We start from the raw sequence: 25,412 nt of genomic DNA, 5'->3' as shown, positions 1-25,412 counted from the left end.
CGCCGCGAGGGGGCCGGCACTACCCTCGGCCCCGTGGGCATCGCTCGCACGGGGCAGAAGCTGTTCACGGGGTTCCACGTGTGGGTGTACCGGACGACCGGGGGCAGGATCGGCCGGCGCATCGGTTCGATCGAGAACGTCCTGCTCACCACCACCGGGCGGCGGACCGGACAGGCGCGCACCACGCCGCTCACGGCCACGATCGACGACGACCGGGTGGTGCTCGTGGCGTCGAACGGCGGCGCACCGAGGCACCCCGACTGGTACCTCAACCTGGTCGCCCACCCCGAGGTCACCGTGCAGCGAGGCGCCGACGTCCAGCGCATGGGGGCCCGGACGGCCGGCCCCGAGGAGCGGGCGGTGCTGTGGCCGAGGGTCGTCAGCACGTACAAGGGCTACGAGGGGTACCAGTGCCGCGCGCCCCGGGAGATCCCGATCGTCATCTGCGAGCCGACCCCCTGACGGTCGGCGAGGCGGGCTGATGCCGCCCCCGGGAGCCGGCCGGAGGCTGTTCGACCTCTGGTCGCGCACCTACGACGACCCGCTCGCACAGGCCATCGTGTACCGGCCGGTGCAGGACGCCGTCCTCCGCGCCCTCCGGGAGGGGGCGCCGGCACGCGTGCTCGACGTCGGCTGCGGCACGGGGCTGCTCACCCGTCGGGTCGCCGACGAGCTGGGAGCCGTGGCGATCGGCTGCGACTTCTCGCGAGGGATGCTGCAACGGGCCGCACCCCGCGCCCGTCCGGGGGTGGCCTGGGTGCAGGGCGACGCCCTCGCCCTGCCGGTGGCCTCGGGAGCCGTGCACGCCGTGGTGTGCACGGAGTCGTTCCACTGGTACCCCGACCAGGGCGCTGCGCTGCGCGAGCTGGCCAGGGTCACCGCACCCGGTGGCCGCGTGCTGCTCGCGCTGGTGAACGCACGGTGCGTGCCGGTCAGCCAGCTCGTCCACCGCTGGAGCAGCCTGGCCGGCCAGCCCTTCCGATGGCCGACGGCCCCGCAGGTGCGGGCCCTGGCCGGGCAGGCGGGGCTGGCCGTGGTCCGCCAGACCACCGTGCGCCGCCGGCCCGGTGTGCCGCTGCTGCCGGCCGTGCTGACCGTGCTGGAACGGCCCGGGCCCGACCGCTGACGGCGGGGGGGACCTTCGGCCCTGGCACCCGGCCGCGTCGTCCCCTGGGCTGCCCGAGATCGAGCAGTACCTGAGCGACCGCCTCGCCGGGGAGCCGGCCCCCACCAGCTGCTGAGCCGAGCGCGCGCCGCGGCCCTGCCGCAGCGTCAGCCTCGCTGGATCGGCACCTTCACGGCCTCGGCCCTGCCGCGGTCGACGGGCACCTTCACGGTGAGGATGCCGTCGGCGTACGAGGCCTCGACATCGGTCGCCGTCGCGCCGGCGGGCAGCGGCACCACGCGGGTGAACGACCCGTAGCGGAACTCGCTGCGGAACCGGCCCTTCTCCTCGACCTCCTCCTCGCGACGGCGCTCGGCCCGGATCGTCAGCACGTCGTCGGACACCGTCAGCTCGATGTCCTTGTCGGGGTCGACGCCGGGCAGCTCGGCCTTCACGACCAGCTTGCCGCCCTCCACGGACTCCTCGACCTTGATCGCCTCCTCCTCGAACCACTCGGGGAAGTCGAACAGCCGCTCGGGCCACTCGAGCATCCGCCGACCGATCGGGGCAGGCCAGATGGGACGTCGCACCAGTGCCATCGCACACCTCCTTTCCTCCCTTCTCATGATGCGACGCCACGAGACGGTGCGGAAGGGCCGCTGCGCCCACGGCGCGGCTGGGGCGCTGGCAGGGTCCGGGCCGGGGGTGCGACCCTGGGTCGTGCGTCGTGCGCTGCCGTGGTCGCTGGCCGGAGCCGGGGTGCTCGGGGCCTGGCTCTACGCCAGGGTCGTGCGCCCCTGGCACCTCCGGTGGGGAGCCACCGACGCCGAGGCCGACCGGAGCATGCCCGGCGACGATCTCGTCGCCCTCGCCGAGATCCAGGCGACCCGGGCGATCACGATCGCCGCCCCGCCCGAGCGCGTCTGGCCGTGGATCGTCCAGATGGGCACCGGCCGGGCGGGCTTCTACGCCCTCGACCGGATCGACAACCAGGGCGCACCGAGCGCGACGCGCCTCGTCCCGGAGCTGCAGCACCTCGCCGTCGGCGACGTCATGCCGACCGACCCGAGCGGCGAGGGGTTCACCGTCGTGGCCGTGGACGAGCCTCGATCGATGGTGCTGCACATCGCCGTCGACCCGACCAGGCCGGTTCGGATGACGGTGAGCTGTGCGATGACCCTCGAGCCGATCGATCAGGCTGCGACGCGGCTCGTCTGCCGGTTGCGGGCCTCGTTCGGCCGCAACCTGCTCTCGCGGCTCTACCGCGTTCTGTTCGGCCCGGGTGACTTCATCATGATGCGCCTCATGCTGCGCGGCATCGGCCAGCGGGCCGAGGCTGGGGGCACGTCGCCGTGACGTCCGTCCTCGTGAGGGTGCCGGTCAGGCCCGGCCGTCCTCCTGCTCGATCGATCGGGTCAGGGTGTCGATGACCGGCCGGGTGATGATTGCGAAGGTGTCGGCGATGGCGGTCTCGCGGTGCTCGGCCTGGGCCTCGAGCCGCTCGGGGTCGAGGGCCACGGCCATGAACGCCCGCCTGCTGGGGAAGGCGTTGAAGCGCACCTGATCCCACTGGCGGCCGTCGCCGACGATGGTGCCCTCGGCTGCGAGCCACCCGGCGATCCGCACCCCGTGGGGAACGGCGACCTTCTCCGCCTCCCGCTGGTAGGCGGCCATGTGGTCGCCATCACCGTGGTCGTAGCCGTGCAGGGTGACGCCGTCGGTCTCCTGGAAGCGGATCACGTGCACCACCACCACCGGGCCATCGTCGTCGGTGGGCGGGTGAGGCACGTCGGTCCACTCCGGCTGCACGGTGCGTCCGGACGGCTCGGGGAAGGGGAGCGGCTGGCAGCCGATCACGATCGTCTGCTCCATGCCTGCGTCCTTGTGGGCGTGCTTCTCGACGAAGTCGGGCCGCGACTGCATGTCGATGAACGCTCTTCGGGTGGGGTACTTCACCACGCCGATGCGGTCCCAGGTGGGCTGGCCGAGGAGCTGGGTGTCGACGTCGGCGACGAACACGACCTCGGCGCCGACCGCTGCGAGGGGACCGGTGGGCGCGTAGAGGTCGTCGGCCTCACGGCCGCTCAGGTCGGAGCTTCGGCCGTCGGCGTACTCGGCCCGCGGGCGGTACTTCATCAGGTTGACCATCCACACCGGGCCGTCCTCGTCGGGCGGGGTGGCGGCCAGACGCATGGCGTAGTCGCGGCCGATCTCGCCGTAGCGGACGGTGCTCGTGGCGGTGCGCCCGCTCACCACGTCGCTTCCATGAAATCGACGATGACCCGTGCCAGCTCGGGTCCCCGGTCCTCCTGGAGGAAGTGGCCGCCCCCGGCGATGGTGGTGTGGGGCTGCCCCTGCGCGCCGGGCACCCGCTCGCCGAAGGGCCTGTCGCCGCCGCCGGTCACCGGGTCCTGGTCGCTGAAGGCACACAGGAACGGCCTGTCGAACCGCCCGAGCACCTCCCACGCGGCCCGGTTGTCGGCCGCGGCCGGGTCGGCAGGTGAGGTCGGCACCAGCGAGGGGAAGATCCGGGCGCCGGCCTTGTAGGCGTCGTCGGGGAACGGGGCGTCGTAGGCGGCGACGATCTCGTCCGACAGGTCGGTGGTGCAGCCGCCCTTCACGATCTGGCCGATGGGGAACGCCGGCGACTCCTGGGAGAACCTCTGCCACGTCAGGAACGCCTCCGACGGGCGCATCGAGCCGTCCGGCAGCCCGGTGTTGCCCACGACCACCCTGGCGCAGCGCTCGGGCTGGGCGGCGACGAGGCGCAGACCGACGAGCCCACCCCAGTCCTGGCCGAAGAAGGTGAGGTCGCGCAGATCGAGGTGGTCGAAGACCAGCTCGGACATCCAGGCCACGTGGCGGGCGTAGCTGTAGTCGGACATCTCGGTCGGCTTGTCGCTGCGGCCGAACCCGACGAGGTCGGGGGCGACGACCCGGTGCCCGGCATCGATGAGCACCGGGATCATGCGCCGGTAGAGGAAGCACCACGACGGCTCGCCGTGCAGGAGCAGCACCGCTGACGCGTCGGCCGGTCCCTCGTCGAGGTAGTGGACCCGCAGCGAGCCCCCGTCGCCGTCGGCGATCTGGGCGTAGTGCGGCTCGAAATCGAAGTCGGGAAGATCGGCGAACCGATCGTCAGGGGTACGGAGGACGTCCAACGGGTGCTCCTCGGATCGGCTGTCGGAAGGGTGGTGGGTCGGCGAGCGCAGCGGCGTGGCGAGCGAGCCCGGCAGCGGGACCTCGTGGCAGGTGCCAGGTGGTGCCAGCACTCTATTCTGCAAGTCATGCTCTCACAACACGTCCCGAACACGGCGCTCGCGCAGGACGCGGGGATGCCGAGGCAGGTCGACGGACGGACCGCCCGGCGGGAGCGGGGTCGCGTCGCGGTGATCGACGCGGTGCTCGAGCTCCTCGACGAGGGCCACGTGCGCCTGTCCGTCGACGAGGTGGCGAAGCGGTCGGGCGTGTCGACGGCCTCGGTCTTCCGCTACGTCGAGAACCTCGACGAGCTGCACCGCCTCGCCTTCGAGCGCAAGGTCGAGCAGGTGCTCCCGATGCTGCGGATCGAGGGCCTGGGCGAGATGCCGCTCGAGCAGCGCACCGAGGCGTTCGCCCGAGGGCGGCTCGACGTGTACGACGCCATCGCGGGCCCCGCGCGCATGGGCAGGGCGCGAGCCGTGGATCACCCGATCATCGCCGAGTCCCTCGCCGAGGCTCGGCGTCGGTGGCTCACCCAGGTCCGCGAGGTGTTCGCTGCCGAGCTCGCCCGCATGTCCCGCACCGAGCAGCGGGACGCTGCCGCGCTCGTCGACACGGTGGCGTCGTTCGAGTCGTACGAGCTGCTCCGAACGACCCACGGGCTGCCCCGCCGAGTGATCGCCAGGTTGTGGGCGTCGACGATCGCCCACGCGCTGTCGGCAGGGGCGGCCCGCGGCGGATGAGGTGTGGTCATCGGCGACGATCAGCAGGTCACCCCGGCCTCCACGTCGAGCGACACCGCGTCGTCCGTGCCGAGGATCGTGATGCGGCTGGCCCCCGATCCCGCGATCGCGGCCGCCACGTAGGCGGGGATGCACTCGGGTCGGGTCAGCACGAGCACGTTCGGGTGCGGCGTGATGCCGGCAGCCTGGGCTCGGCCGACGAACAGCGACCCGGCGAGCCCGTCGGGCCAGTTCGTCCCCGTCGTGACCACCACGTCGACGGGCGGCGCCAGGAGCGCCCAGATGTTCACCGACCGCTGGTACGCGTCGGCGCCCGGGAGCCGGGAGACGGCGAAGGGCGCACCGGCGATGCTGCCCAGCGCAGCCTCCACCCCCGGCGACACGTCGGCCGGCGAGCCGACGATGACGATGTTCGTGTACCCGGCCGCCGACAGGTTCTGCAGCTCGGTCACCACGGTGAGCGGCAGCGGTCCGCTGGGCCGGACCAGCAGGAGCGGCCAGCGGTAGACGCCGCCGGCGGCGCCGGCCACCATGGCGTCGGCGAAGTCCTCACCGCTGGCGACGAACACGGCGGGCAGGAACCCCGGAGGCCCGGCGAAGCGGCTCACCACTGCGGCGGACGTCCCGTAGCGGTCGATCCCGGCGAGCCGGACCACCGCTGCGCCCGTCGCCCCCAGCTCGCCGAAGACGGCGTCGCTCACCACGTCGGACCCGCCCAGGACGTAGATCTCGGGCGGGGCGAGACGGGCCAGCTCGGTCCGCGTCACGGGCGGGATGGAGTCTCGGCGCACCAGCAGCACCGGAGCGCCCGAGGCGCCGCTCACCCATCCGGCCGCGATGGCGTCGGGGTAGTTCTCGCCGGACGCGACGAACACGGGCAGCCCGACCGGCGAGAACTGGCCCGAGATCAGCGCTGCGGTCTCGTAGCGGTCGATCCCGCCGACCCGGACCGCCGCGTCGGCCGGCTCGGGCATGGCGACCACGGCGGTGACCAGCGCCAGGGCGCCGAGCACGCGGGGGAGGAGTCGATGACGGTCGTGTCGAAGCATGGTGCGACCCCCTTCCTTCGACATCTCATCCGTCCTCATGGTGGACCCCTCGCCGGGAGGCGTACAGGGGGCCGGGCGGCGGGTTCGTGCCCGCTGGACGGCCACCCCGGAGCCCGGGCTCACCCGTCGAGCTGCGGCGACGATCGGGCAGGCTGAGCCCGCACCCCCGACGACTGCGATACTCCGGTCATGCCGATCGCTGCACCGCTCCATCACCTCACGCTGAGCGTCACCGACCTGGACCGCAGCGTGGAGTGGTACCGGCGCGCCCTCGGGCTGGAGCACGCCGCCGACCGGGAGGCGCCGGGCTGGAAGCGGGTGCTCCTCCGCTCGCGAGCCGGGCTGGTGATCGGGCTCACCCGCCACGACACCACACCCGCTGGTGACCGCTTCGACCACACTCGTGTCGGGCTCGACCACCTGTCGATCCACTGCCCCGACCGGGGCGCCGTCGAGGCCTGGGCCAGGCACCTGGAGTCCGCCGGCATCGAGCACGAGGGCGTCGTCGACGCCCCGACCGGCCACGTGCTGGTGTGCCGGGACCCCGACGGGATCCCGGTCGAGTTCTTCGCGACGACGACGTAGCATCGGCGCCACCGGGGCGTGGCGCAGTGGCAGCGCACCTGCTTCGGGGCCAGGGAACACCGAGCGCTGTGCTCGACCAGCCCTCCACCCCGCTGTTCGTCCTGTTCGGCTGCTTCGCCGTCGACCAGTGGCTGCAGGTCTACGCCGGAACCCTCGCCGACCGAGGAGCGTCACCGGGAGCACCGGATCGTGGCGCTCGGCCGAGGCCGAGCGACACGACGGCCCCGGCGAGGAGTGGGGCGACCGACACCACCTCCAGCTTGGCGGCAGCCGGTCCGGTCCCGAGCCGGGTCGGCCAGATCGTGTCGGTCACCACGATCCGGTCGATCACGGGATCGGCCAGCGCGTCAGGAGCGCCCCGCGTGAACAGGCCGTGGGTGATCGCAGCCACGACCCCGGCGGCACCCTCCCGCCGGCAGGCTGCCGCCGCCCGAACCAGCGTCGTCCCGCTGGCGACCATGTCGTCGACGATCACGGCGGTGGCACCGGCCACGTCGCCGACGACGACACCGTCCGAGACGACGCGATCGGTGCGGTGCTTCTCGACGACCGCGCCCGCGACCTCGCCACCGGTGCGCTCCGCCAGGGCCCGACGCACCCGCTCGGCCCGGTGCATCGCGCCGGCGTCCGGCGCCACCACCACGCACCGGGCGCCGTCCAGAGCGGGGAGCAACGCGTCGCACATGAGCTCGGCCGGGAGCAGGTTGAGGGAGCGGGGATGGGCGTTGTCGAACGCGGCGGCATCGTGCACGTCCACGGTCACCACCGCATCGGTCCCCATGGCGCAGAGCAGCTCGGCGACGTACCGGGAGCTGACCGGATCGCGGGGAACCACCTTGCGGTCCTGGCGGGAGTAGCCGAGGTAGGGCGCCACCACCGTGAGGGACGCCGCCCCGTCGTCGCGGAGCGTCCCGACCAGGAACAGGAGCCGACACAGCTCGTCGTGCACGCTCAGGTCCGCTCCCCCGGCGACGCTGGCGAGCACCACGAGGTCGTCGCCGCGTGCACTGGCGTGCGGGCGGATCCGCCGCTCGCCGTCGTCGAAGCAGGCCTCGTCGTAGCCACCCGGCTCGGTGCCCAGCGCCGCCGCCACCTCGGCCTCGAGCTTCCGGCTCGACCCGAGGGCGTAGACCTGCACCACGGGCGCAGGGTACCCGCCGGCGCCAGGGGCCACGGCGGCCCACCCGTCGAGCGTGCGCCGTCAGGTGCAGGTGATCACGAGCTTGCCCCGAACCTCGCCGGCCGCGGAGAGCCGGAAGGCGTCAGCCGCGTCGGCCAGTGGGACGGTCCGCCCACCGTGCCCTACCCGTCGGCCGGCGCGAACTCCAGCAGCTGCTGGTAGGTGGGCCGGTTGGTGGTGCGGAACGTCTCGGGGATCAGGCCCGGCACGAAGCTCGTGCGGTCGGCCTCGTCGAGCCACGTGGTCGGGTCGGGACCGCGCTCGGCGGCGAGCTGCTGTGCGACCTGGTCGACCACGGCCCACAGCGACTCCTGGCACGCCTCGAGGTCGCCGTTCCCGCAGTAAGTCAGGTTGAACTCCCCGTCCACGTCCTGGCCGAGCAGGGTCCGGAGGTCCTTGTCGACGAGGCTGGCGCCGTCGTCGCCCCCGAGGCTTCGGATCTCGTCGAGCTCGACGACGAGGTCACCGAACACCGGCGTCATCACGGCCACGGCGAGCGGCTCCCAGACCGCACCCATCACCGTGGGTCCGGCGCTGTCGTAGAGCCCGTCCTCGTCGGCGTCGAGCCGCGGGGCGTCCTCGGCCACCCAGTCGTCGAGCAGGGCGACCACATCGGCGGCGAGCGGGCTCGGCGCCTCGCCGCCGGAGAGCACCTCGCTCACCACCGGCCACACCGTGGCGTGGGTGTCCTCGGTGGCGGCCCGGTTCATCACCGACACCACGCCGGCGAGGTCGACCGGTTCGGGCCACTGGTCGAACAGCTCGACGCGGTGGACCGAGCCGTAGGGGTTGTCGTCGCCGTGCATGAACCCGGGCGCAGCCTGGTTGTTCCAGTTGAGCAGCCGGCCACTGGGGTGGCCGTCGGCGTGCGGGTGCTCCTCCACGTCGAGGAAGCCCTGCCACTCGTACTCGCCGGTACCGAGTGTCGGCAGACGCCGGTCGAGGCCCTCGGCCCGCTCGGGGAGCAGACCGGAGACGAACGTGGCGACGCCGTCGCGATTGGCGTATCCCCAGTTGAACGTGAAGCCGAAGTTGTCGGCGATCTCGTAGAACTCCTCCGGAGTGGTGGCGTCGCCCTCCGTCATGTCCTTCAGCGCAGCGAGGTTCAGGCCGTCTCGGCCGAACGTGGAGCGCTGGCGGGCAAGGGCGACGGGGCGGCCCTCCGACGTCGCCGTTCCGATCACCGGCCCGTGCACGGTTGTCGGGTACCTGATCGGCACCCCGCCCAGCGCGCCGGCGTCGAACTGCTCGAAGGGCAGGCACTCGCCTTCGAACTCGTAGTGCTGGGACTCCCGGGTGGCGGGGGAGCCGTCAGGATTGCAGAGGATCTCGGCGAACACGTCGCGCACGTCGTTGCTCGCGGACGTGAGGCTCCAGGCGTAGTCCTCGGTACGGCCGATCAGGAGGTACATGGCCAGGCCGGGCACGGCGGCGCCCTGGGCCTCGATCCCGGGACCGCTGAGGTGGATCTGCTGGACGATCTCCGGGTAGTAGTAGCCGAGCTGCGGGCCCATCACCGCGAGGCTGGTGCCGTTCTCCGACTGCTCGGGCTCGGCGAGGAGCCAGTTCGACGCCTCGCGCCGGGGCACGGGGTCGGCCGCCGGGTAGAGGGCGGCCTGCTCGCCGCCCTCCGCGGGTGCCGATTCGGCCGGGGCGGCGGCGAGCACGTCGAGCGACTCGATCGAGCCTGCGTCGATCACCACCGAGCCGGTCACCTCGCCACCGGTCAGCGGGCCGTACTCGAAGGTCTCGGTGATGGTCGTGGGCGCCTCGGGGTCACCGAACAGCATGACGTCCTCCCAGGCCTGCCGCCCACGCTCCGCACCGAGCCCGTTCTGCAGGGCCGACAGGAACTCGGCGTTCTGGGCCTCGGCCCCGCCGCCGGCGCCGAAGATCGAGCCGATGAACGCCGTGACCGCCACCACGTCGTTGACCGTCACCGGCTCCTCGTCGACCCCGTTGGCCTGCCAGTACGCGTTCACCCCGTCGGCGTAGGCCTGCGCGTCGGCGACGATCTCGTTCCCCTCCTCGCCATAGGTCTCCACGATCAGGTCGACCTGGTCGGTCACGAGCTGCTCGGCCTGCGCGCTCGGCACGTAGTCCTGACCGGTGAGCAGCAGCTCGAAGGCGTCGATGCCGGGGACGTCGGCGACGGCGGCGCGCGCCGGCCCCCGCCCCAGCTGGAGCAGCAGGGCCCGGTCGCGGGCGGTCACCCAGCCGGCGCCGAACGCGAGGTCTTCACGGGTCTCCCCGGTGACGTGGGCGACGCCGTACTCGTCGTACACGATCGTGGTTCCCGGCCGGCCCGTGGGCTCCTCGCGCGTCTCACCGACGGGCTCGAAGTCCTGCGGGAGGAACAGCTGCTCGATGTCGGCGTCGGTGACATCGCCCCGAAGGGGGGTCAGCCCGTCGTACAGCGGCAGCTGGTCGAGGGAGTTCTCGGTGGTGGGCAGGCCGCCGTAGTTCCCGGGCGGCAGGACGTAGTACGCCCGGTCGGCGGCCGGGCTGGCCGGGGTGCTCTCGACGCCGTCGGCGGCGGTGGACGACGTCGCCGCTCCGGTGTCGGCCGTCGCCTCCTCGTCGTCGTTGGAGGTGCAGGCAGCGAGCGTCACCGCGCCCACGAGGCCGAGCGCCAGCGCCGTCCTGCCCAGGCTCCTGCCCATCCGGCCGGATCTCGTCGCCATCCCGGCACCCCCTCGTGCAACAGCGGTTCCCGCGTCGCCGGATGCGACGCAAGTCGTCAAGCAAACCACGATCTGCCCCATCCGGCCAAAGTCAGGCGGACCGCAGCGGCGGCGGGTTGCGCCACCGACACCCGCCGCGGTACGCGTGGGGCATCGTGCGTCGTTGGCTCGCCGCCCTCGTCGGCCTGGTGGCCGCCTACCTGGTCGCGGTCCGTCCCCGGCTCGTGCGCTGGGGGGCCACGGACGAGGAGGTACGCCGGCCGTTCCCCGGTGCCGATCTGATCCCCGACGGCGTCCGCAGCCCGACCATGGCCGTGACGATCGACGCCCCCCCGTCCGCCGTGTGGCCGTGGCTCGTGCAGATGGGCGTCGACCGGGGTGGCTGGTACAGCTGGGACCGCCTCGACAACTTCGGCCGGCGCAGCACCGAGCGCATCCACCCGGAGTGGCAGCAGATCGCCGTGGGCGACCACTTCACGGCCAAGCCGGACGGCAGCGAGTGGTGGGAGGTGGCGGCGATCGAGCCCGAGCGCTTCCTCTGTCTGCGGATGTCGCTCGACCTGCGGGGGGCGCCGTTCGATCCCACCGGCCCGCCCCCGCGGGCCTTCACGGACTCCACGTGGGGATTCCTCCTCGAGCCGCTCCCCGGCGACCGCACCCGCCTGGTGGTGAGCGGCCACTGGGCGCTGCGCCCGCCGTGGCTGCGACCGGCCCTGAGCGCGGTGGTCCTGGAGCCGTCGCACTGGGTGATGCAGACCCGCCAGTTCGCCATGCTCAAGCAGCGCGCCGAGAACCGCTGAGCTCCCCCCGGCCCCCCCGGGTTGCTGGACGCTCACCCCGTGCAGACGCACGAGGACGTCCAACGAAACCGGGGGCACCCTTGACGGCGGGCCTCGTGGCGCGGACGGTGGACTTGGAGCGCTCGCCCTGCGCATGGCGGAGGGCTACGCGAAGAAGGAGGCGTGACGATGGTCTTCTCGGATCGCGTCGACGCCGGCCGGCGGCTGGGGGCGGCACTCGGGCACCTGCGGGGCTCCGGCGCCGTCGTGGTGGGGCTGCCCCGGGGAGGGGTCCCCGTGGCCGACGAGGTCGCCGTGGCGATCGACGCACCACTCGACGTGATCGTGGTGCGCAAGCTCGGTGTGCCCTACCAGCCCGAGCTGGCCATGGGCGCCGTGGGCGAGGACGGGATCCGCGTCCTGAACCGCGAGGTCCTCGCCCTGTCCGGCGTGAACGACGACGCCCTCGAGGCCATCGAGGCGCGAGAGCGCGCCGAGGTGGACCGGCGGGCAACCCGGTTCCGTGCCGGGCGCCCCCGGGTGACGCTGGCGGGACGCACGGTGATCGTCGTCGACGACGGCATCGCCACCGGGTCGACGGCGCGCGCCGCCTGCCAGGTGGCCAGGGCCGAGGGGGCCACGCGCGTCGTGCTCGCGGCTCCGGTGGCGCCCCCCGACACGGCCGAGCGCCTCGCCGGCGACTGCGACGAGCTCGTGATTCTCGACACGCCGGAGCCCTTCTTCGCCATCGGCCAGTTCTACGTGGACTTCGGCCAGGTGCCCGACGAGGAGGTGGTGCGGGTGCTCGACGCCGCCGCCGCCCGCTGGGCATTGGCAACCGGGGCTGACCCGCCGGCGGTGGACCGCGACGTGACGGTGCAGGCCGGCACCGTCCGCCTGCCGGGCCACCTCTCCGTGCCCCAGGCCGCCGCGGGCGTCGTGGTGTTCGCCCACGGCAGCGGCAGCAGCCGCCACAGCCCACGGAACCGCTACGTGGCCGCCGTGCTGCAGGAGGCGGGGCTCGGGACGCTGCTCTTCGACCTGCTCACCGCCGAGGAGGAACGGGATCGGGCCAACGTGTTCGACATCGACCTGCTCGGCCGCCGGCTGGCCGAGGTCCGGGCCTGGCTCCGCACGCAGCCCGAGACCGCCGGGCTCCCCGTCGGCTTCTTCGGCGCCAGCACCGGCGCGGCCGCGGCGCTCTGGGCCGCCACCGAGCCTGGGGCCGACGTCACCGCCGTGGTGTCTCGGGGCGGGCGGCCCGACCTGGCCGGACCGCGACTGGGCGCCGTGCGCGCACCCACGCTGCTCGTCGTCGGGGGTCACGACGTCGTCGTGCTGGACCTGAACCACGAGGCCGCCGCCCGGCTGCGCTGCGAGCACGAGGTGGCGGTGGTCCCCGGCGCCACGCACCTCTTCGAGGAGCCGGGGACCCTCGAGGCGGCAGCCGGCCTGGCCCGGGACTGGTTCCGGTCGCACTTCGCCGCCGCCCCGGCCGGCACCGGCGCACGGCCGTGAGGCTGGCCCTCGCCGGCGACACGATGCTCGGCCGCACGGTCGGCGAGGTGCTGGCGCGTGATCCCGGCGCGGTGCTGTTCGATCACTGCCTCGCCGAGATGGTCCGTGGCGCCGATCTGGCCGTGGTCAACCTCGAGTGCGCCATCTCCGACCGAGGGGCACGGTGGCCGGCCCCCGGGAAGCCCTTCTTCTTCCGGGCTCCGCCGGTGGCAGCCACCGTACTGGCCGACCTCGGCGTCGACTGCGTGACGCTGGCCAACAACCACGCCCTCGACTACGGCGTCGACGCGCTGCTCGACACCTTCCGTCACCTGGCCGAGGCGGGCATCCAGTGGGTGGGAGCGGGGCCGGACGAGCAGGCGGCCCGCCGGCGGGTCACCCTGCGGTCAGGTTGCCTCAGCCTCGACGTGGTTGGCGTCACGGACCATCCCTGCGGTTTCGCCGCCGGCCCCGACACGCCCGGGGTCGCGTACGACGCCCTGCACGACGGCATCCCTGGCTGGCTGCGGGAGACGGTCACCGCGTCGGCCGCCGATGCCGTGCTGGTGACGCCGCACTGGGGCCCCAACATGGTGGCCGAGCCGGTGCCGCACGTCCGCCGTGCCGCCCGGGCCCTGCGGGAGGCGGGTGCGACGCTCGTGGCCGGCCACTCGGCCCACGTGTTCCACGGCGTTGCCGACCGGGTGCTCTACGACCTCGGCGACTTCATCGACGACTACGCCGTCGACCCGGTCCTGCGCAACGACCTCGGCCTGCTGTGGATGGTGTCGCTCGACCGTGCCCGCCCCGTCTCCGTGGAGGCCGTCCCCCTCGCCCTCGACTTCTGCCACACCCGCCTGGCCGGACCCGACGAGGCGACGTGGATCACGGCCCGCTTCCGCTCCGCCTGCGCAGCCCTCGGCACGCAGGTGGAGGCCCGCGACGGCCGGTTGGTGGTGCGCCTCGAGCCCGAGGAGGAACAGCGAGCCTCCCCCTGAACGTGGCCGGAGTAGGCGCACACGCCCGGTGCGGCCAGCAGGGATTCCCGCTCCTCGAAGAGGTGACCCGGCTGCCCGACGGTCGGCTGCAGGCGACCGCCCACGGCCTGTACGTCAACGAGTCGCCCACGCCGGTGCCGTGGCGGGTGATCGTTCATCCTGGTCGAGGAAGACGCCGCCCTCCTGTGGGGGGCGTCAGCGCAGAGCTGCTCACCACCGGGTGATGGCATCCACCCGCGGCGGCGGTCGGATCAGGCGGTGGTCGACCCGAAGTGCGCCGCCAGGCCAGCAGAGGTGAGGGCACCGGGGGCACCGATGGCCACGATGCGGGTGTCCGGTGGCGTGTCGCCCCACGGTGCTCCCGGCTCCAGCTCCACCCGCCGACCCACCACCTGCAGCACGGTCCGCCGGCCCGGGTCGTCGGCCGTGTGCACGATCCCCTTGGCCCGGTAGACGTCGGCGGGGAGGCGGCCCGCGACATCGCGCAGCAACGCCGCCGACAGCGGCACGTCGCTCCGCCACGTCCAGGTCCCGAACGCCGCGCCGTGGTTCCCGCCGTGGCCGTGTGCTGGGTCGGGGCACTCGGCGGGGCACGGCGACGCCCCACCACCGGCCCGCGCATCGTCCGGCCCGGGCTCGGTGAGCCGCGTGCCCAGGAGGACCTCGACCGGGACGTCGCCCCGGGTCGACTCGACGAGCCGGTACCGGTGGAAGCGCTCGTCGAGCCAGGCCCGGCAGCGGGCGACCCCGTCGGGGCCCGCCAGGTCGACCTTGTTGAGCACGACGAGGTCCGCACAGGCCATCTGCAGCAGCTTCAGGTCGCGATGCACCTCCACGTCGAACACCTGCTCGGCATCGACCACGCACAGCACTCCGTCGAGCCGCAGGCGCTCCAGGCCGGGGTTGTTGAACGTCGCGACGATGCCCATCGGGTCGGCGACGCCGCTCGCCTCGAGCACCACGTGCTCGGGCCGCTCCGGCCGGTCGAGGACCGTCAGCACGGAGGCGACCAGGTCGTCGCGGATGGTGCAGCACACGCAGCCGTTGGCGAGGCTCACCACGTCGCCCTCGGCGCGCACGACGAGGTCGCCGTCGACGTCGACCGAACCGAAGTCGTTGACCAGCACGGCCACGCGACGGCCGTGGGAGCCGGTGAGGATCCGGTTGAGCAGCGTCGTCTTGCCCGCCCCCAGGAAGCCCGTCAGCACCGTCAGCGGGACCCGGGCCATCACGACTCCAGCGGGTTGCCGCCGCCCTGGAGCAGGTTCTGCGCATCCATCGGGAACTCCTCCCCCACCGGCCGGTACCAGGGGCGCATCTGGTCCGCCGGCGTGAACAGCGCCGGGTCGATCTCGAGGTCGCGCACCGACTGGCTCTGGTGGGCGAAGAACGGGTTCCTCACCATCCCCGCCGGCGGCGGCTCGCCCTCGAACATGTCCTCCAACAGCCGCTCGGGGGCCGGCCGCGTGATGTTGGTGCTGTCCGGCAGGGCCGCCTCCCGGATCCACACCCGGTCCTTGGTGACGTTGACGACGGTGTGGTCGATGCCGAACGCGAACATCCCCCGGTAGTGGGTGCGGATCCCGGCGATCATCTCGCCCACCAGCTCCCGGTCGAACGAGACGTGGGTGGCCATGGCCAGGCGTGGTCGGACCAGGTTGGCCAGGTAGCCGACGCCGTAGTGCGGGGTGTGGAAGTTGTCGATGACGGCACCACCGATCGTGGGCGACACCCCTTGCTTGAGCGCCCACAGGTTCACGAGGTCGACGGCCATCTCGGTCACGAACACGTCGGCGCCCTTCGCGTACGTCGCCGTGAGCTGGTCCGGCTTGCCGTCACCGGTCCACACGAAGGACAGCCCGTTCCAGTCGAGCCGGTAGGCAGAGGCCCCGTCGATGGCGTGCGAGCGCCGCCAGTGGATCACCCGAACCCCGTCGCGGTCGTAGACGATCCCGCCGTCGTCCTCGAAGTCGAACTCGGTGACGTCGATCTCGTACCCGTCGACCATCGGCCCCAACGCCCACGCCGACGTCCACTTCCCCATCTCCCGGAGGTGATGACACATGGCTGCGGTGCCCATGTCGGGCGTGCGACCGGACGGGCCGTAGACCCGCAACGGCCGGAACCGGCCGTTGAACGGGGCGAACTGCCACAGATAGGGCAGGTCCCCGTAGTGATCGATGTGCAGGTGAGTGATGAAGATGTCGTTGATCTCCGGCACCGGCACCTGGTTGGCCACGATGTTGCGCAGCGACCCGGGTCCCAGGTCGAAGAAGAAGCGCTTGTCCGGGCCGCACTCCACCATCATCGAGGTGCCGGCCTGGCTGAGCCGCGGCGGCCACGGGTTCGACCCCATGAAGATGATCCGCATCTCGTCGTCGCCGAGCGTCTCGGTCTGGGGGAAGTAGTTGTTCCGGTTCCGCACCGACGGCGTCGGCAGGTAGTACGGCGGCATCGAGATCCCCGACCCCGGGGGCGCGCCGTAGGCGTTGTGCACCTGCTCGACCGGGTCCTGGTCGTCCATGCCCTGTGGACCTCCGTGTGCCTCGTCGCCGGACGCCCGAGAGAGTGCGGCGCACAGATCGAGCGGAGACCGGCTGCGTCCGGTCGACATCCTCGTCGACCTGCGGTGCGGGCACCGCCGCGAGACGCCGCTCCGGAGATCTCCGGACGGAGCCGACGACCACCCGATCAGCGGCGCCGAGCATGGCCACGGCCCGGGGCGCGCGAGGGTGGCCGAGGTCAGCCGGGGTGGCCGACCGGTATCAGGTAGCGGGGGTGGTGGCCGCCGGGGAGGGCGAGCACCCGGGCCACCTCGTCGTCGGTGAACGCCCCGATGGGGACCGCGCCCAGATCGAGCGCGACAGCCTGCAGCAGCAGGTTCTGCGCGGCGTGGCCGGCTTCGAGGTCGACATAGCGGGTCGCGCGATCGCCGTACTTCGTGGCCGTACGAGCCGGCACGCCGACGACGGCGACGACGAGCGGCGCCGCGCCGACCGCTTCTTGGCCTCCGGCGGCGGCCATGAGATCCGGCCGCAGGTCCGCGTCGGTGACGACCTCAGCCCGGTGCTGGTCGGGCAGGTAGCGGAGTGTCCGGCCCGGGGTGACCGCGTGCAGCTCGAGGGGGTAGAGCGCTCCCGCGGACGGAGCGGTGCGGCCGCCCCAGGCCGCGGTGACGCCCTGTGCGGCCCACAGCAGCTGACCGACCTCGGCGTCGGTGAGCGCGGCCGGGGTGAACGCCCGCACCGAGCGCCGCCGCTCGAGGGTGCGCTCGAGGACGACCGAGCTGGCGACCGGGGGTGGGAACTCGACAACCGATCCGGTCCGGGTCGTGGCGGTCACGGCATCCTCCTGTGTCGGCGATCCCCGGCAGCCACCGAGCAGCGGTGTGATCGCGGTGGCGGCGAAGCCGGCGAGGAAGGCCCGTCGGGCGACCGCCCCGCGACCGACCGGGGCGTTGTCCCTGATCGTCATGTGACCGTTTCGTATCCCCTCAGCCAGTCTCGGCGCCTCCGGCGTTGGAACATCATCGACGGTGGCGACGGTATCGCTCGGCTGGCCGGGGAGGCGTCGCGGCTGCATTGCCGGAGTCGTCGGACGCCCGAGAGAGTGCGGCGCACAGAGGCGACCCTGACCCACCCGGATCGCGGCTCGGCTCGGGGTTTCGGTGCGCTCGCGCACCTCGGGGCCACCGGCTCCGACATGACCTACGCCGGCATGGGACCATCCTCACGTGAGCCAGGGGATCATCGACGTCTGGATGCAGCACCCCACGCTGCGCCACCTGAACCACGACATGTTCGAGTCGCTGCGGCGCTGGACGGGCCTGACGCACGTCGAGGAGGCGCCGCCACTGCAGGCCACGATCGCCGCCATGGACGAGGGTGGCGTCACCCTGGGGCTGACGGCCGCCTGGTACGGCCCCGAGGGCCCGCTCATCGAGAACGACGAGGTGGCGGGCTTCGTCGGGGAGCGGCCCGACCGTCTTCGCGGCGTGGCAGGTGCCGACCTGCGCCGACCGATGAAGGCCGTGAACGAGCTCCGTCGTCGGGTCGACGAGGGCTTCGTGGCGCTCCGCGTCGTGCCTTGGCTGTGGGAGCTCCCCCCCACCGACCGCCGCTTCTACCCCCTGTTCACGACCTGTGTGGACCTCGGGATCCCGTTCTGCACGCAGGTGGGGCACACCGGGCCGCTGCGGCCGTCCGAGACAGGGCGTCCGATCCCCTACATCGACCAGGTGGCGATCGACTTCCCCGAGCTCGTGATCGTGTGCGGCCACATCGGCTACCCGTGGACCACCGAGATGATCGCCGTGGCGGACAAGCACCCGAACGTCTACATCGACACCAGCGCGTACGCCGCGCACCGCTATCCGCCCGAGCTCGTCGCCTACCTGAAGGGCCGGGGGAGGCACAAGGTGATGTTCGGCACCAACTACCCGATGCTCACGCCGACACAAGCGCTGGAACGCCTCGACGAGCTCGACCTCGACCCCGAGGTGCGCACGCTCTTCCTGAGCGAGAACGCGCGGAGGGTGTTCGGGCTCTGAGCTGAGCGGCTGACGGTGGCGGCTCCTCGGCCACCCGCTCGACATCCGACATCGCCCGCGCCGCCGAGAACTCCTCGGCGGGCGCCCCCGGCCCGGCGGGCGCCGGCGTGGCCAGCGGGAGCGCCGCCAGGGCAGGAAGCGGTCCCAGCCGGCCGCGTCGACCAGGACGTCGATCGGGTCGAGAGGCCACCACGGTGTCGACCGCCTGCACCACCGATCCCAGATCGGTGCCGGCGATCGCTCCCACCGTGCGACACTCGGACGGTGACGAGAGCCGAGGACGGTGGCGACGCGCCCGGCCTGCGCGATCCCCGTGTGGTGGCGGTGCTCGACCGGCTCCACCGTGAGGCGAGAGGGGACTGGATCCGCATCCTGCGACAGGCACCCAACGTGCTGCGCGGGGTGCTCGAGCGGAGATCGTTCGCCACCCTGCTGTCGCCGGCCCAGATGCGCGACGTCTACATCCCGGTGTCACCGCAGCAGGGCCGCCTCCTCTACACCCTCGCTCGGGCCACGGGAGCCAGCCGTCTGGTCGAGTTCGGCGCCTCGTTCGGCCTCTCCACCGTCTACCTGGCGTCCGCGGCACGGGACACCGGTGGCCGGCTGATCTCCACGGAGATCGAGCCCGGCAAGGTGGCGGCGGCTCGCGGGAACCTCGACGAGGCCGGACTGGCCGAGGTGGCCGAGATCCGGGAGGGCGACGCGCTCGACACCCTCGCCGACCTCGAGGCTCCCGTCGACCTGGTGTTCCTCGACGGCTGGAAGGACCTCTACGAACCGGTGCTGGACCTGCTCGAACCGAAGCTGCGGCAGGGATCCCTGGTGGTGGCCGACAACGTGGACTTCCCGGACCTCCGCCGGTACGTGGCGCGGATGCAGGCCAGCGACGGCTCGTACGTGTCCACGACCCTCTCCGCCAGCGGGCGCATGGAGGTGTCGGTCTTCGTGGGTCGCCCCTGACGCGAGGCCCGGCGCCGGCTCGGGGGCGGATGGCTCCGTTCCGGCCCCTGGTGGAGCCTGGCCACCGAGCGGTCACAAGGCGGGGGACGCCGTACGATCCCAGGCACCGGGGAGTGGCGCAGCGGTAGCGCACCTGCTTTGGGTGCAGGAGGTCGGGGGTTCGAATCCCCCCTCCCCGACCGGTCTGACCAGGGCAGGCACGCTCTGACCCATCGGCCGACGAGGCCCCTGTATCAGCGATGTATCCGGCGCTCCGGCGCTGGTCGTGAGCGCCTCGAGGTCGGCGCGTGCCTGCTGCCACACGAGACGGTCGGCCGCGCCTCGCGGTTCGGGGCCGAGCGGGCTTCGCTCGTCGGTGACGCTGCGCTCGAGGTGGTAGGTCTCGATAGTTTTGGCGGCGCGGAGCCAGCGACAGTTCTCACCGCGAACCGGCGGTCGCGCGACCAAGCCGTCCTGTGTTCGCTCGCGACCAGTGGGAGAAGGCCGACCTACGACGGGGGTCCGGCTGGTCCCCATTCGCCATCGAACATCGAGGAGAGACCAGGTCGAAGAAGCCATCGCCGGAGGCGCCAACGTCGACCACGGCGTACTGCCCGAAGAAGCCCAGGACTTCCTCCGGGAGGCCATCAAGCTGGGAGACGAGAGCCAGCACCGCCCCGGCGACTCGCTCAGCGTCGACGGGCGCACGGCCGACAGGAAGGGAAGGCATGACGTGAGCGACGTCGCACTCGACGCGAAGCAGGGCGGCTTCCAGCGCGTCCTCGGCTTCATCGAGCGGGTCGGCAACAAGGTGCCGCACCCCGCGCTGCTGTTTCTCGGGCTGTGCGCCGGGATCATCGTGCTGTCGCAGATCCTCGCCTGGACCGGCTGGAGCGCGACCTACGAGGTCGTGAAGCCCCCGGCACAGGTCGCCGAGGAGGTCCCCGTCGGCGGCTCGATGCTGCCCGGCGAGCGGCTGCCCCCCGAGCAGTCCGACGCGTCCTCCTACGAGGTGGTCACGGAGACCGCCACGGTCGAGAGCCTGCTGTCGACCGACGGCATCCGCTTCCTGTTCACGTCGTTCGTGCGCAACTTCATGGGGTTCACGGCGATGGGGATCATCCTCATCGTGATGATCGGTGTGGGCGCGTCGGAGGCGTCGGGGCTGATCGCCTCGTTGATACGCAAGCTGGTCGCCGTGTCGTCGCCCGGCACGCTGACGTACATCATCGTGGGGCTCGGCATCGTGTCGAGCATCGCCTCGGACGCCGGCTACCTCGTGCTCATCCCGCTCGGCGCGGCGGCCTTCGCGAGCGTCGGCCGCCACCCGCTGGCGGGCATGGCGGCGGCCTTCGCCGGTGTCGCCGGCGGGTTCGGCGTCAACTTCCTGATCACGCCGACCGACGCCGTCCTCACCGAGATCACGAACGAGGCCATCCAGCTCGTGGACCCCGGCCGCTCGATCGACATCACCGCGAACCTCTACTTCGGCGTCGGCTCGACGGTCGTCTTGACGGTCCTGCTCGCCATCGTGAGCACGCGGCTCGTGGAGCCCCGGCTCGGCGCCTACGACGCGGCGGTGGCGCCGTCCGGCGAGGAGCTCCGCGACCAGCCCGACACGTTCGAGGGCGTTACCCCCGAGCAGGACGGGCGCGGGCTGCGCTGGGCCGGCATCGGGTTCCTGCTCGCCCTCGGCCTGATCGTGCTGCTGACCGCACCGCCGGGCGCCCCGCTGCGAGACCCGGAGACGGGCGGCATCATCGGCACCTCGCCGTTCATGGACAGCCTCATCGTCATCATCTCGCTGCTGTTCCTGGCCGCCGGCATCGGCTACGGGCGCGGGGCCGGCACGCTGAAGACGAACACGGACACGGTCGACGCCATCACCAAGTCGTGGGCGGGCATGGCGGGGTTGCTGTTCCTGTTTCTCTTGATCGCGCAGTTCATCGCCTACTTCAACTACTCCCGGATCCCGCAGATCGCGGCGGTGAAGCTGGGCGAGCTCATCGGAGGCTCGAACATCGGCGACGTGTGGCTCCTGCTGGCGGCGATGGCCATCACGCTGCTGGTGGGCGTGATCATGCCGCAGGCGATCGCCAAGTGGGCCCTCCTGGCGCCGATCTTCATCCCGCTGTTCCTGCGGCTCGGCGTCGCTCCGGAGGCGGTGCTGGCGTCCTACCGGGTGGCCGACTCCCCGATGAACATCGTCACGCCGATCATGGCGTACTTCCCGCTGATCGTGGTGTTCGCCAAGCGCTACGACAAGCGGTCCGGCATCGGCACGGTGATAGCGCTGATGCTCCCGTCCTTCGTGGCGCTGGTCGTGGTGTGGACGCTGTTCTTCGTCGCCTGGTACGCGTTCGGCATCCCGTTCGGGCCGGAGACGTCAGGATGACCGACGGGGCCGAGCCGGGCGGGTTCGTCTCCACCGGCCACCTGCCGACCGACGACGAGGTCGAGCGGCTGCTCGCCGACACCTACCGCGAGGTGTGCGAGCTCGACGAGGGAGCGGTGTCGACCGTCTACCCCGCCCTCGCCCGGGCTCGACCCGACCTCTTCGGCGTCGCCCTCGCCGGCGTGGACGGCCGGGTCGTCACCGCGGGCGACGCCGACGTCGCCTTCCCGATCATGAGCGTCGCCAAGCCGTTCGTGCACGCGCTGGTCTGCGGCGCCGTGGGCCCCGACGAGGCCCGCCGGCTCGTCGGCGCGAACGCCACCGGGCTGCCGTTCAACGCCGGCGAGGCGGTCGAGCGCAGCGCCGACGGCCGCACGAACCCAATGGTGAACGCGGGCGCGATCGCGACGACCAGCCTCGTGCCGGGCGACGGCGACGGCGAGCGGTGGGACCGGATCCTCGACGCGCTCTCCCGCTTCGCCGGGCGCGAGCTGGCCGTGGACGAGGAGACCTACGCCTCGGCCACCGCCACCAACCACCGCAACCGCGAGCTGGTCGCGCTGCTCGCCGCCCGTGAGCGGGTGTACTGCGACCCCGCCGTCGCCCTCGACCTGTACACGCGCCAGAGCTGCGTCGCGGTCACGGCGCGGGACCTCGCAGTGATGGGCGCGACCCTGGCCGACGGCGGCGTGAACCCCGTGACCGGCGAGCAGGTCGTCAGCCGCGAGGTGTGCCACGCCGTGCTCGCCGCGATGGTCACGGCCGGGCTGTACGAGACGTCAGGCGACTGGCTGCACGACGTCGGGCTGCCCGGCAAGAGCGGCATCGGCGGCGGCATCGTCACCGTGTCGCCGGGCAAGGGCGGCCTCGGCACCTTCGCCCCGCCGCTCGACGGCGCCGGCAACAGCGTGAAGGGGCAGGCCGTCGCCCGCCTGCTCTCGCGCCGGCTCGGGCTCGACCTCCTCGCCTCGGTGCCCCACGACCCGCCCCCGTCGGAGTGACTGGAGTCCCCACGCTGGGTGTCGTCGCTGTCGGTCGCCACGTGCGTCGACGACCGACAGCGAGGCGCAACCCGAGGCCGTGACCAAGCCCTTCGCTTCGGCGGGAGCAGTGGCACTCGGCTGCGACGAGCAGGTTCGACGCCTTCGGGGCGACCGCGGTCAGTGCGGTTGGGCGGCGGCGTGGAGGACGGCGGCGACGGCGGCGGTCACCTTGCGACCGGTGGGGAGGTGGAGGAACTCGTTGGGACCGTGGGCGTTGCTGTTCGGTCCGAGCACGCCGGTCACGAGGAACTGCGTCCCGGGGAAGCGCTGGCCGAGCATCGCCATGAACGGGATGGTGCCGCCCTCGCCGAACTGCAGCGCCGGGGCGCCGAAGAAGCGGTCGGACGCGGCTTGCAGCGCGTCCTCGAGCCACGGCGCGGTGGGCGGAGCGGCCCACCCCCAGGCGCCGCCGCCACCGCCGAAGGTGACCTGCGCGCCGTAGGGCGGGTCGGTGGTGAGGGCACGCTCGAGAGCCGGGAGCACCACGTCGGGGTCCACGTGCGGAGGCAGGCGCAGTGAGAGCTTGAGGGTCGTCTCCGGGCGCAGGACGTTGCCGGCGCGGGCGGTGGGGGGCAGGCCGTCCTGGCCCACCACGGTGAGCTGCGGCCGCCAGGTGGTGGCGAGCAGCGCCTCGAGCGCGTCGTCGCCGGTGACCGGACCGGCGCCCGGGGTCCACGGCACCTCGGCCACGCGCCCGGCGCCCACCAGCGCGGCCGCCGGTGCGAGCGCGGCCTGCGTCTCGGGCGGGACCGCCACCCACGCCTCGGGGAGGAGCACCCGCCCGTCCTCGCTGTCCTCGATCCGCTCGAGCAGGCGGCGCAGGATCCGGAAGCCGTCGGGCACCACGCCGCCGTAGCCGCCCGAGTGCAGGCCCTCCTCGACCACGCGAACCGTGAGGTCGCCGTCGGCCATGCCCCGCAGCGACGTGGTGATCCACAGGTGCTCGTAGTCGGCGGCCCCGGAGTCCAGGCACACGATGAGCTGGGGCGTCCCGATGACACCGGCGAGCACCTCGACGTACGCCGGGAGGTCGGGGCTGCCGGACTCCTCGCTCGCCTCGATGAGGACCACGCACCGCGGGTGCGCGCCGCCGGCCGCCTTCACCGCTTCGACGGCGCCGAGCGCGGCGAAGGCCGAGTAGCCATCGTCGGCGCCCCCGCGGCCGTACAGCCGGTCGCCTTCCAGCACCGGCTTCCACGGACCCAGGTCGTCGCGCCAGCCCTCCATCTCCGGCTGCTTGTCGAGGTGGCCGTAGAGGAGCACGGGCGGTACGTCTTCGACGCCGGCCGTGGCCGGGATCTCGCACACGACCAGCGGGGTGCGGCCCTCGAGGCGATGGACCGAGACCGTCATCCCGGGGATGGGCCGATCGTGGCACCACCACGTGATGAGGTCGACCGCGCGGTCCAGGTGGCCGTTGGCCGCCCAGTCGCCGTCGAAGCCGGGGGAGAGGGCCGGGATGGCGATGTAGTCCGAGAGCACCGGCACGAGACCGCCCCAGAGCTCGGTGGTGTGGTCGTCGACGATCGAGAGGTCGAGGTGGCTCATCGGAGGCTCATCATCCGATCACGCCGCGCCTCGACCGTGGCCACGAGTTGCGCCACCGGCTCGCCGCCAGGCACCAGCTCGTCGATGGCGCCTACCCCCTGCCCGCACGGCACGAACTCACGTGCCACATCGACCTCCGCTCTGCCCGGCGCTCCCGCCCTCTGCCTGTATCGATGCCACCGCCTGCGCCAGGAACAGGCGAAGCATGAGCTCGGCACCGTGAGGCGACGGGAAGCGCTGTCGGCCAGCCTCGTCGGGCCGAGTCGCCGCCTACGAGCCGTAGACCTGGAGGATGACCGGGAACGCCTCCTCGATCGTGACCACCGGGTGCACCTCGAACTCCATGAACCGCGCGTACCGGACGTTCAGCTCGAAGGCCTTGGCCCGCTGGTCGTCCGAGATCGCCTCGCTGATCACGAAGCCCCGACCGCCACCGATCGCCATGTAGTGGGCGATCGTGCCGGGGGTGCTGCCGAGCTCCGCGAAGAGCTTGGTGAGCTCCTCGAAGTCCTCCCGGTCGAGGTCCGAGTGGAACCGGTAGGCCGTGACGTACAGCTCCTTCATCGGGGTCCCCCCTCCTCCTGCGCCGCGCACAGGCTCGCCTCCCCTTGTACGCCCGAAGGACGTGACTGCCAATCCCGTCTCCGGGCATCGCAGGCCCGCCCGGAGACGGTCGTTCCTCGTCGATGTGCTCATCTCATGACGAGATGCCCGCATCAGCTGCGGGAGGAGCAACGGGTGCTGACCCGGCGCAAGATCCTCGGCGCGGTGCTCGCGGTCGTCGCCGAGGGATCGCTCGACAAGCTCTCCGTCCCGGCGGTGTGGCGACGCGCTGGCAGCAGCGCAACGAGGCGGTCGTCGGTGGCCGACGGCTATCGACGCCACGTCGAGCTGCACCACGACGACTCCCGCCGATCGGGCTGCTGATCGCACGATGCCCGGAGCGGGGTGTCGATCTCGCCACGGCGATGCGAGCGCTCGACGGCGCCTCCCCCCCCTCGGCCGGCACCCTCGAGGATGCCTCGGACGGTCGGGACGGGATGGGGCGCCCGGTTCCTCGACACGTCGACGCACGTCGCGAACCGCGTCCATCGGCCTGCGAAGGTCTGCGCCGGCG

General features: G+C 72.6%; 24 protein-coding genes and 1 tRNA gene. 14 read left to right on the top strand and 11 right to left on the bottom strand.

The genetic code is table 11. From position 1 onward, the window contains the following. Window positions 1-33 precede the first annotated feature (33 nt). Together IPM45_15830 and IPM45_15825 are read left to right on the top strand one after the other, a co-directional pair. Complete coding sequence (locus IPM45_15830) at window positions 34-462, top strand: nitroreductase family deazaflavin-dependent oxidoreductase (protein MBK9181001.1); 429 nt, start codon at window positions 34-36, stop codon at window positions 460-462. Window positions 463-481: 19 nt separating this feature from the next. Then, a complete protein-coding gene (locus tag IPM45_15825) occupies window positions 482-1,126 on the top strand; it encodes a methyltransferase domain-containing protein (GenBank protein MBK9181000.1) in 645 nt (214 codons plus the stop codon). 146 nt (window positions 1,127-1,272) lie between these two features. On the opposite strand, the gene IPM45_15820 is transcribed toward IPM45_15825, so the two are convergent. Continuing rightward, window positions 1,273-1,704: an Hsp20/alpha crystallin family protein gene (locus tag IPM45_15820; GenBank protein ID MBK9180999.1), complete on the bottom strand. Its 432-nt coding sequence runs from the start codon at window positions 1,702-1,704 to the stop codon at window positions 1,273-1,275. Window positions 1,705-1,849: 145 nt separating this feature from the next. Between IPM45_15820 and IPM45_15815 the strand changes: the two genes are divergently transcribed. Then, window positions 1,850-2,461, top strand: coding sequence for a hypothetical protein (locus tag IPM45_15815; GenBank protein MBK9180998.1), 612 nt, complete (start codon window positions 1,850-1,852; stop codon window positions 2,459-2,461). A 24-nt stretch (window positions 2,462-2,485) separates the two neighbouring features. On the opposite strand, the gene IPM45_15810 is transcribed toward IPM45_15815, so the two are convergent. Next, a complete protein-coding gene (locus tag IPM45_15810) occupies window positions 2,486-3,358 on the bottom strand; it encodes a hypothetical protein (GenBank protein MBK9180997.1) in 873 nt (290 codons plus the stop codon). Then, window positions 3,355-4,266 (bottom strand): haloalkane dehalogenase, encoded by a 912-nt coding sequence (locus tag IPM45_15805; protein MBK9180996.1) that lies wholly within the window; start codon window positions 4,264-4,266, stop codon window positions 3,355-3,357. The genes IPM45_15810 and IPM45_15805 overlap by 4 nt, the downstream gene beginning before the upstream one ends. Before the next feature lie 126 nt (window positions 4,267-4,392). Between IPM45_15805 and IPM45_15800 the strand changes: the two genes are divergently transcribed. Continuing rightward, the gene (locus tag IPM45_15800; protein MBK9180995.1) at window positions 4,393-5,049 is read left to right on the top strand and encodes a TetR/AcrR family transcriptional regulator; all 657 of its coding nucleotides are present in this window, start codon (window positions 4,393-4,395) and stop codon (window positions 5,047-5,049) included. 20 nt (window positions 5,050-5,069) lie between these two features. Here IPM45_15800 and IPM45_15795 read toward each other — a convergent pair whose 3' ends face one another. Then, entirely contained in the window at window positions 5,070-6,137 is a 1,068-nt protein-coding gene (locus IPM45_15795; GenBank protein ID MBK9180994.1) for a cell wall-binding repeat-containing protein, read from the bottom strand. A gap of 150 nt (window positions 6,138-6,287) precedes the next feature. On the opposite strand from IPM45_15795, the gene IPM45_15790 reads away from it, so the two are divergent. Then, complete coding sequence (locus tag IPM45_15790; GenBank protein MBK9180993.1) at window positions 6,288-6,683, top strand: VOC family protein; 396 nt, start codon at window positions 6,288-6,290, stop codon at window positions 6,681-6,683. A 139-nt stretch (window positions 6,684-6,822) separates the two neighbouring features. On the opposite strand, the gene IPM45_15785 is transcribed toward IPM45_15790, so the two are convergent. Both IPM45_15785 and IPM45_15780 read right to left on the bottom strand, forming a co-directional pair. Continuing rightward, a complete protein-coding gene (locus IPM45_15785; protein ID MBK9180992.1) occupies window positions 6,823-7,824 on the bottom strand; it encodes a ribose-phosphate pyrophosphokinase in 1,002 nt (333 codons plus the stop codon). 161 nt (window positions 7,825-7,985) lie between these two features. Then, the gene (locus IPM45_15780) at window positions 7,986-10,547 is read right to left on the bottom strand and encodes a penicillin acylase family protein (GenBank protein MBK9180991.1); all 2,562 of its coding nucleotides are present in this window, start codon (window positions 10,545-10,547) and stop codon (window positions 7,986-7,988) included. A gap of 308 nt (window positions 10,548-10,855) precedes the next feature. Between IPM45_15780 and IPM45_15775 the strand changes: the two genes are divergently transcribed. The 3 genes from IPM45_15775 (at window position 10,856) to IPM45_15765 (ending at window position 13,821) form a co-directional block, all read left to right on the top strand. Next, on the top strand, window positions 10,856-11,347 hold the full coding sequence (locus IPM45_15775; protein MBK9180990.1) for an SRPBCC family protein: 492 nt from the start codon (window positions 10,856-10,858) through the stop codon (window positions 11,345-11,347). Window positions 11,348-11,515: 168 nt separating this feature from the next. Beyond that, the gene (locus IPM45_15770; GenBank protein ID MBK9180989.1) at window positions 11,516-12,844 is read left to right on the top strand and encodes a dienelactone hydrolase family protein; all 1,329 of its coding nucleotides are present in this window, start codon (window positions 11,516-11,518) and stop codon (window positions 12,842-12,844) included. After that, window positions 12,841-13,821, top strand: coding sequence for a CapA family protein (locus IPM45_15765; protein MBK9180988.1), 981 nt, complete (start codon window positions 12,841-12,843; stop codon window positions 13,819-13,821). Before IPM45_15770 ends, IPM45_15765 begins: the two co-directional genes overlap by 4 nt. Before the next feature lie 251 nt (window positions 13,822-14,072). Here IPM45_15765 and IPM45_15760 read toward each other — a convergent pair whose 3' ends face one another. The 3 genes from IPM45_15760 to IPM45_15750 form a co-directional block, all read right to left on the bottom strand. Next, the gene (locus IPM45_15760; protein ID MBK9180987.1) at window positions 14,073-15,050 is read right to left on the bottom strand and encodes a GTP-binding protein; all 978 of its coding nucleotides are present in this window, start codon (window positions 15,048-15,050) and stop codon (window positions 14,073-14,075) included. Beyond that, a complete protein-coding gene (locus tag IPM45_15755; GenBank protein ID MBK9180986.1) occupies window positions 15,050-16,345 on the bottom strand; it encodes an MBL fold metallo-hydrolase in 1,296 nt (431 codons plus the stop codon). Before IPM45_15755 ends, IPM45_15760 begins: the two co-directional genes overlap by 1 nt. Before the next feature lie 218 nt (window positions 16,346-16,563). Then, window positions 16,564-17,295, bottom strand: a complete 732-nt coding sequence (locus tag IPM45_15750; GenBank protein ID MBK9180985.1) for a SagB/ThcOx family dehydrogenase — start codon at window positions 17,293-17,295, stop codon at window positions 16,564-16,566. A 286-nt stretch (window positions 17,296-17,581) separates the two neighbouring features. Between IPM45_15750 and IPM45_15745 the strand changes: the two genes are divergently transcribed. From IPM45_15745 to glsA, 5 genes are all read left to right on the top strand, one after another. Beyond that, the gene (locus tag IPM45_15745; GenBank protein MBK9180984.1) at window positions 17,582-18,370 is read left to right on the top strand and encodes an amidohydrolase; all 789 of its coding nucleotides are present in this window, start codon (window positions 17,582-17,584) and stop codon (window positions 18,368-18,370) included. 300 nt (window positions 18,371-18,670) lie between these two features. Further along, on the top strand, window positions 18,671-19,330 hold the full coding sequence (locus IPM45_15740) for a class I SAM-dependent methyltransferase (GenBank protein MBK9180983.1): 660 nt from the start codon (window positions 18,671-18,673) through the stop codon (window positions 19,328-19,330). Window positions 19,331-19,437: 107 nt separating this feature from the next. After that, window positions 19,438-19,509, top strand: a tRNA-Pro gene (locus tag IPM45_15735). Window positions 19,510-20,042: 533 nt separating this feature from the next. Then, window positions 20,043-21,704, top strand: coding sequence for an AbgT family transporter (locus IPM45_15730; protein ID MBK9180982.1), 1,662 nt, complete (start codon window positions 20,043-20,045; stop codon window positions 21,702-21,704). Beyond that, window positions 21,701-22,705 (top strand): glutaminase A, encoded by a 1,005-nt coding sequence (glsA, locus tag IPM45_15725; protein MBK9180981.1) that lies wholly within the window; start codon window positions 21,701-21,703, stop codon window positions 22,703-22,705. The genes IPM45_15730 and glsA overlap by 4 nt, the downstream gene beginning before the upstream one ends. 159 nt (window positions 22,706-22,864) lie before the next feature. Here the strand turns inward: glsA and IPM45_15720 are convergent, their stop codons facing one another. Next, window positions 22,865-24,295 (bottom strand): M20/M25/M40 family metallo-hydrolase, encoded by a 1,431-nt coding sequence (locus IPM45_15720; GenBank protein MBK9180980.1) that lies wholly within the window; start codon window positions 24,293-24,295, stop codon window positions 22,865-22,867. Between the two features lie 270 nt (window positions 24,296-24,565). Beyond that, entirely contained in the window at window positions 24,566-24,859 is a 294-nt protein-coding gene (locus IPM45_15715; GenBank protein ID MBK9180979.1) for a DUF3303 family protein, read from the bottom strand. 174 nt (window positions 24,860-25,033) lie between these two features. On the opposite strand from IPM45_15715, the gene IPM45_15710 reads away from it, so the two are divergent. Further along, complete coding sequence (locus IPM45_15710) at window positions 25,034-25,222, top strand: hypothetical protein (protein ID MBK9180978.1); 189 nt, start codon at window positions 25,034-25,036, stop codon at window positions 25,220-25,222. Window positions 25,223-25,412 lie beyond the last annotated feature (190 nt).

The organism is Acidimicrobiales bacterium, assembly GCA_016716005.1.
In the GTDB taxonomy this organism is placed as follows: domain Bacteria; phylum Actinomycetota; class Acidimicrobiia; order Acidimicrobiales; family JADJXE01; genus JADJXE01.
This window is presented reverse-complemented; position numbering and strand designations above follow the sequence as displayed.

What these genes read in the sequence shown, in the direction of transcription:
- IPM45_15825 (MBK9181000.1), top strand. Translation starts at nt 482, where the DNA reads ATGCCGCCCCCGGGAGCCGGCCGGAGGCTGTTCGACCTCTGGTCGCGC.
- IPM45_15820 (MBK9180999.1), bottom strand. Translation starts at nt 1,704, where the DNA reads ATGGCACTGGTGCGACGTCCCATCTGGCCTGCCCCGATCGGTCGGCGG.
- IPM45_15800 (MBK9180995.1), top strand. Translation starts at nt 4,393, where the DNA reads ATGCTCTCACAACACGTCCCGAACACGGCGCTCGCGCAGGACGCGGGG.
- IPM45_15795 (MBK9180994.1), bottom strand. Translation starts at nt 6,137, where the DNA reads ATGAGGACGGATGAGATGTCGAAGGAAGGGGGTCGCACCATGCTTCGA.
- IPM45_15790 (MBK9180993.1), top strand. Translation starts at nt 6,288, where the DNA reads ATGCCGATCGCTGCACCGCTCCATCACCTCACGCTGAGCGTCACCGAC.
- IPM45_15780 (MBK9180991.1), bottom strand. Translation starts at nt 10,547, where the DNA reads ATGGCGACGAGATCCGGCCGGATGGGCAGGAGCCTGGGCAGGACGGCG.
- IPM45_15775 (MBK9180990.1), top strand. Translation starts at nt 10,856, where the DNA reads ATGGCCGTGACGATCGACGCCCCCCCGTCCGCCGTGTGGCCGTGGCTC.
- IPM45_15770 (MBK9180989.1), top strand. Translation starts at nt 11,516, where the DNA reads ATGGTCTTCTCGGATCGCGTCGACGCCGGCCGGCGGCTGGGGGCGGCA.
- IPM45_15760 (MBK9180987.1), bottom strand. Translation starts at nt 15,050, where the DNA reads ATGGCCCGGGTCCCGCTGACGGTGCTGACGGGCTTCCTGGGGGCGGGC.
- IPM45_15755 (MBK9180986.1), bottom strand. Translation starts at nt 16,345, where the DNA reads ATGGACGACCAGGACCCGGTCGAGCAGGTGCACAACGCCTACGGCGCG.
- IPM45_15750 (MBK9180985.1), bottom strand. Translation starts at nt 17,295, where the DNA reads ATGACGATCAGGGACAACGCCCCGGTCGGTCGCGGGGCGGTCGCCCGA.
- IPM45_15745 (MBK9180984.1), top strand. Translation starts at nt 17,582, where the DNA reads ATGCAGCACCCCACGCTGCGCCACCTGAACCACGACATGTTCGAGTCG.
- glsA (MBK9180981.1), top strand. Translation starts at nt 21,701, where the DNA reads ATGACCGACGGGGCCGAGCCGGGCGGGTTCGTCTCCACCGGCCACCTG.
- IPM45_15720 (MBK9180980.1), bottom strand. Translation starts at nt 24,295, where the DNA reads ATGAGCCACCTCGACCTCTCGATCGTCGACGACCACACCACCGAGCTC.
- IPM45_15715 (MBK9180979.1), bottom strand. Translation starts at nt 24,859, where the DNA reads ATGAAGGAGCTGTACGTCACGGCCTACCGGTTCCACTCGGACCTCGAC.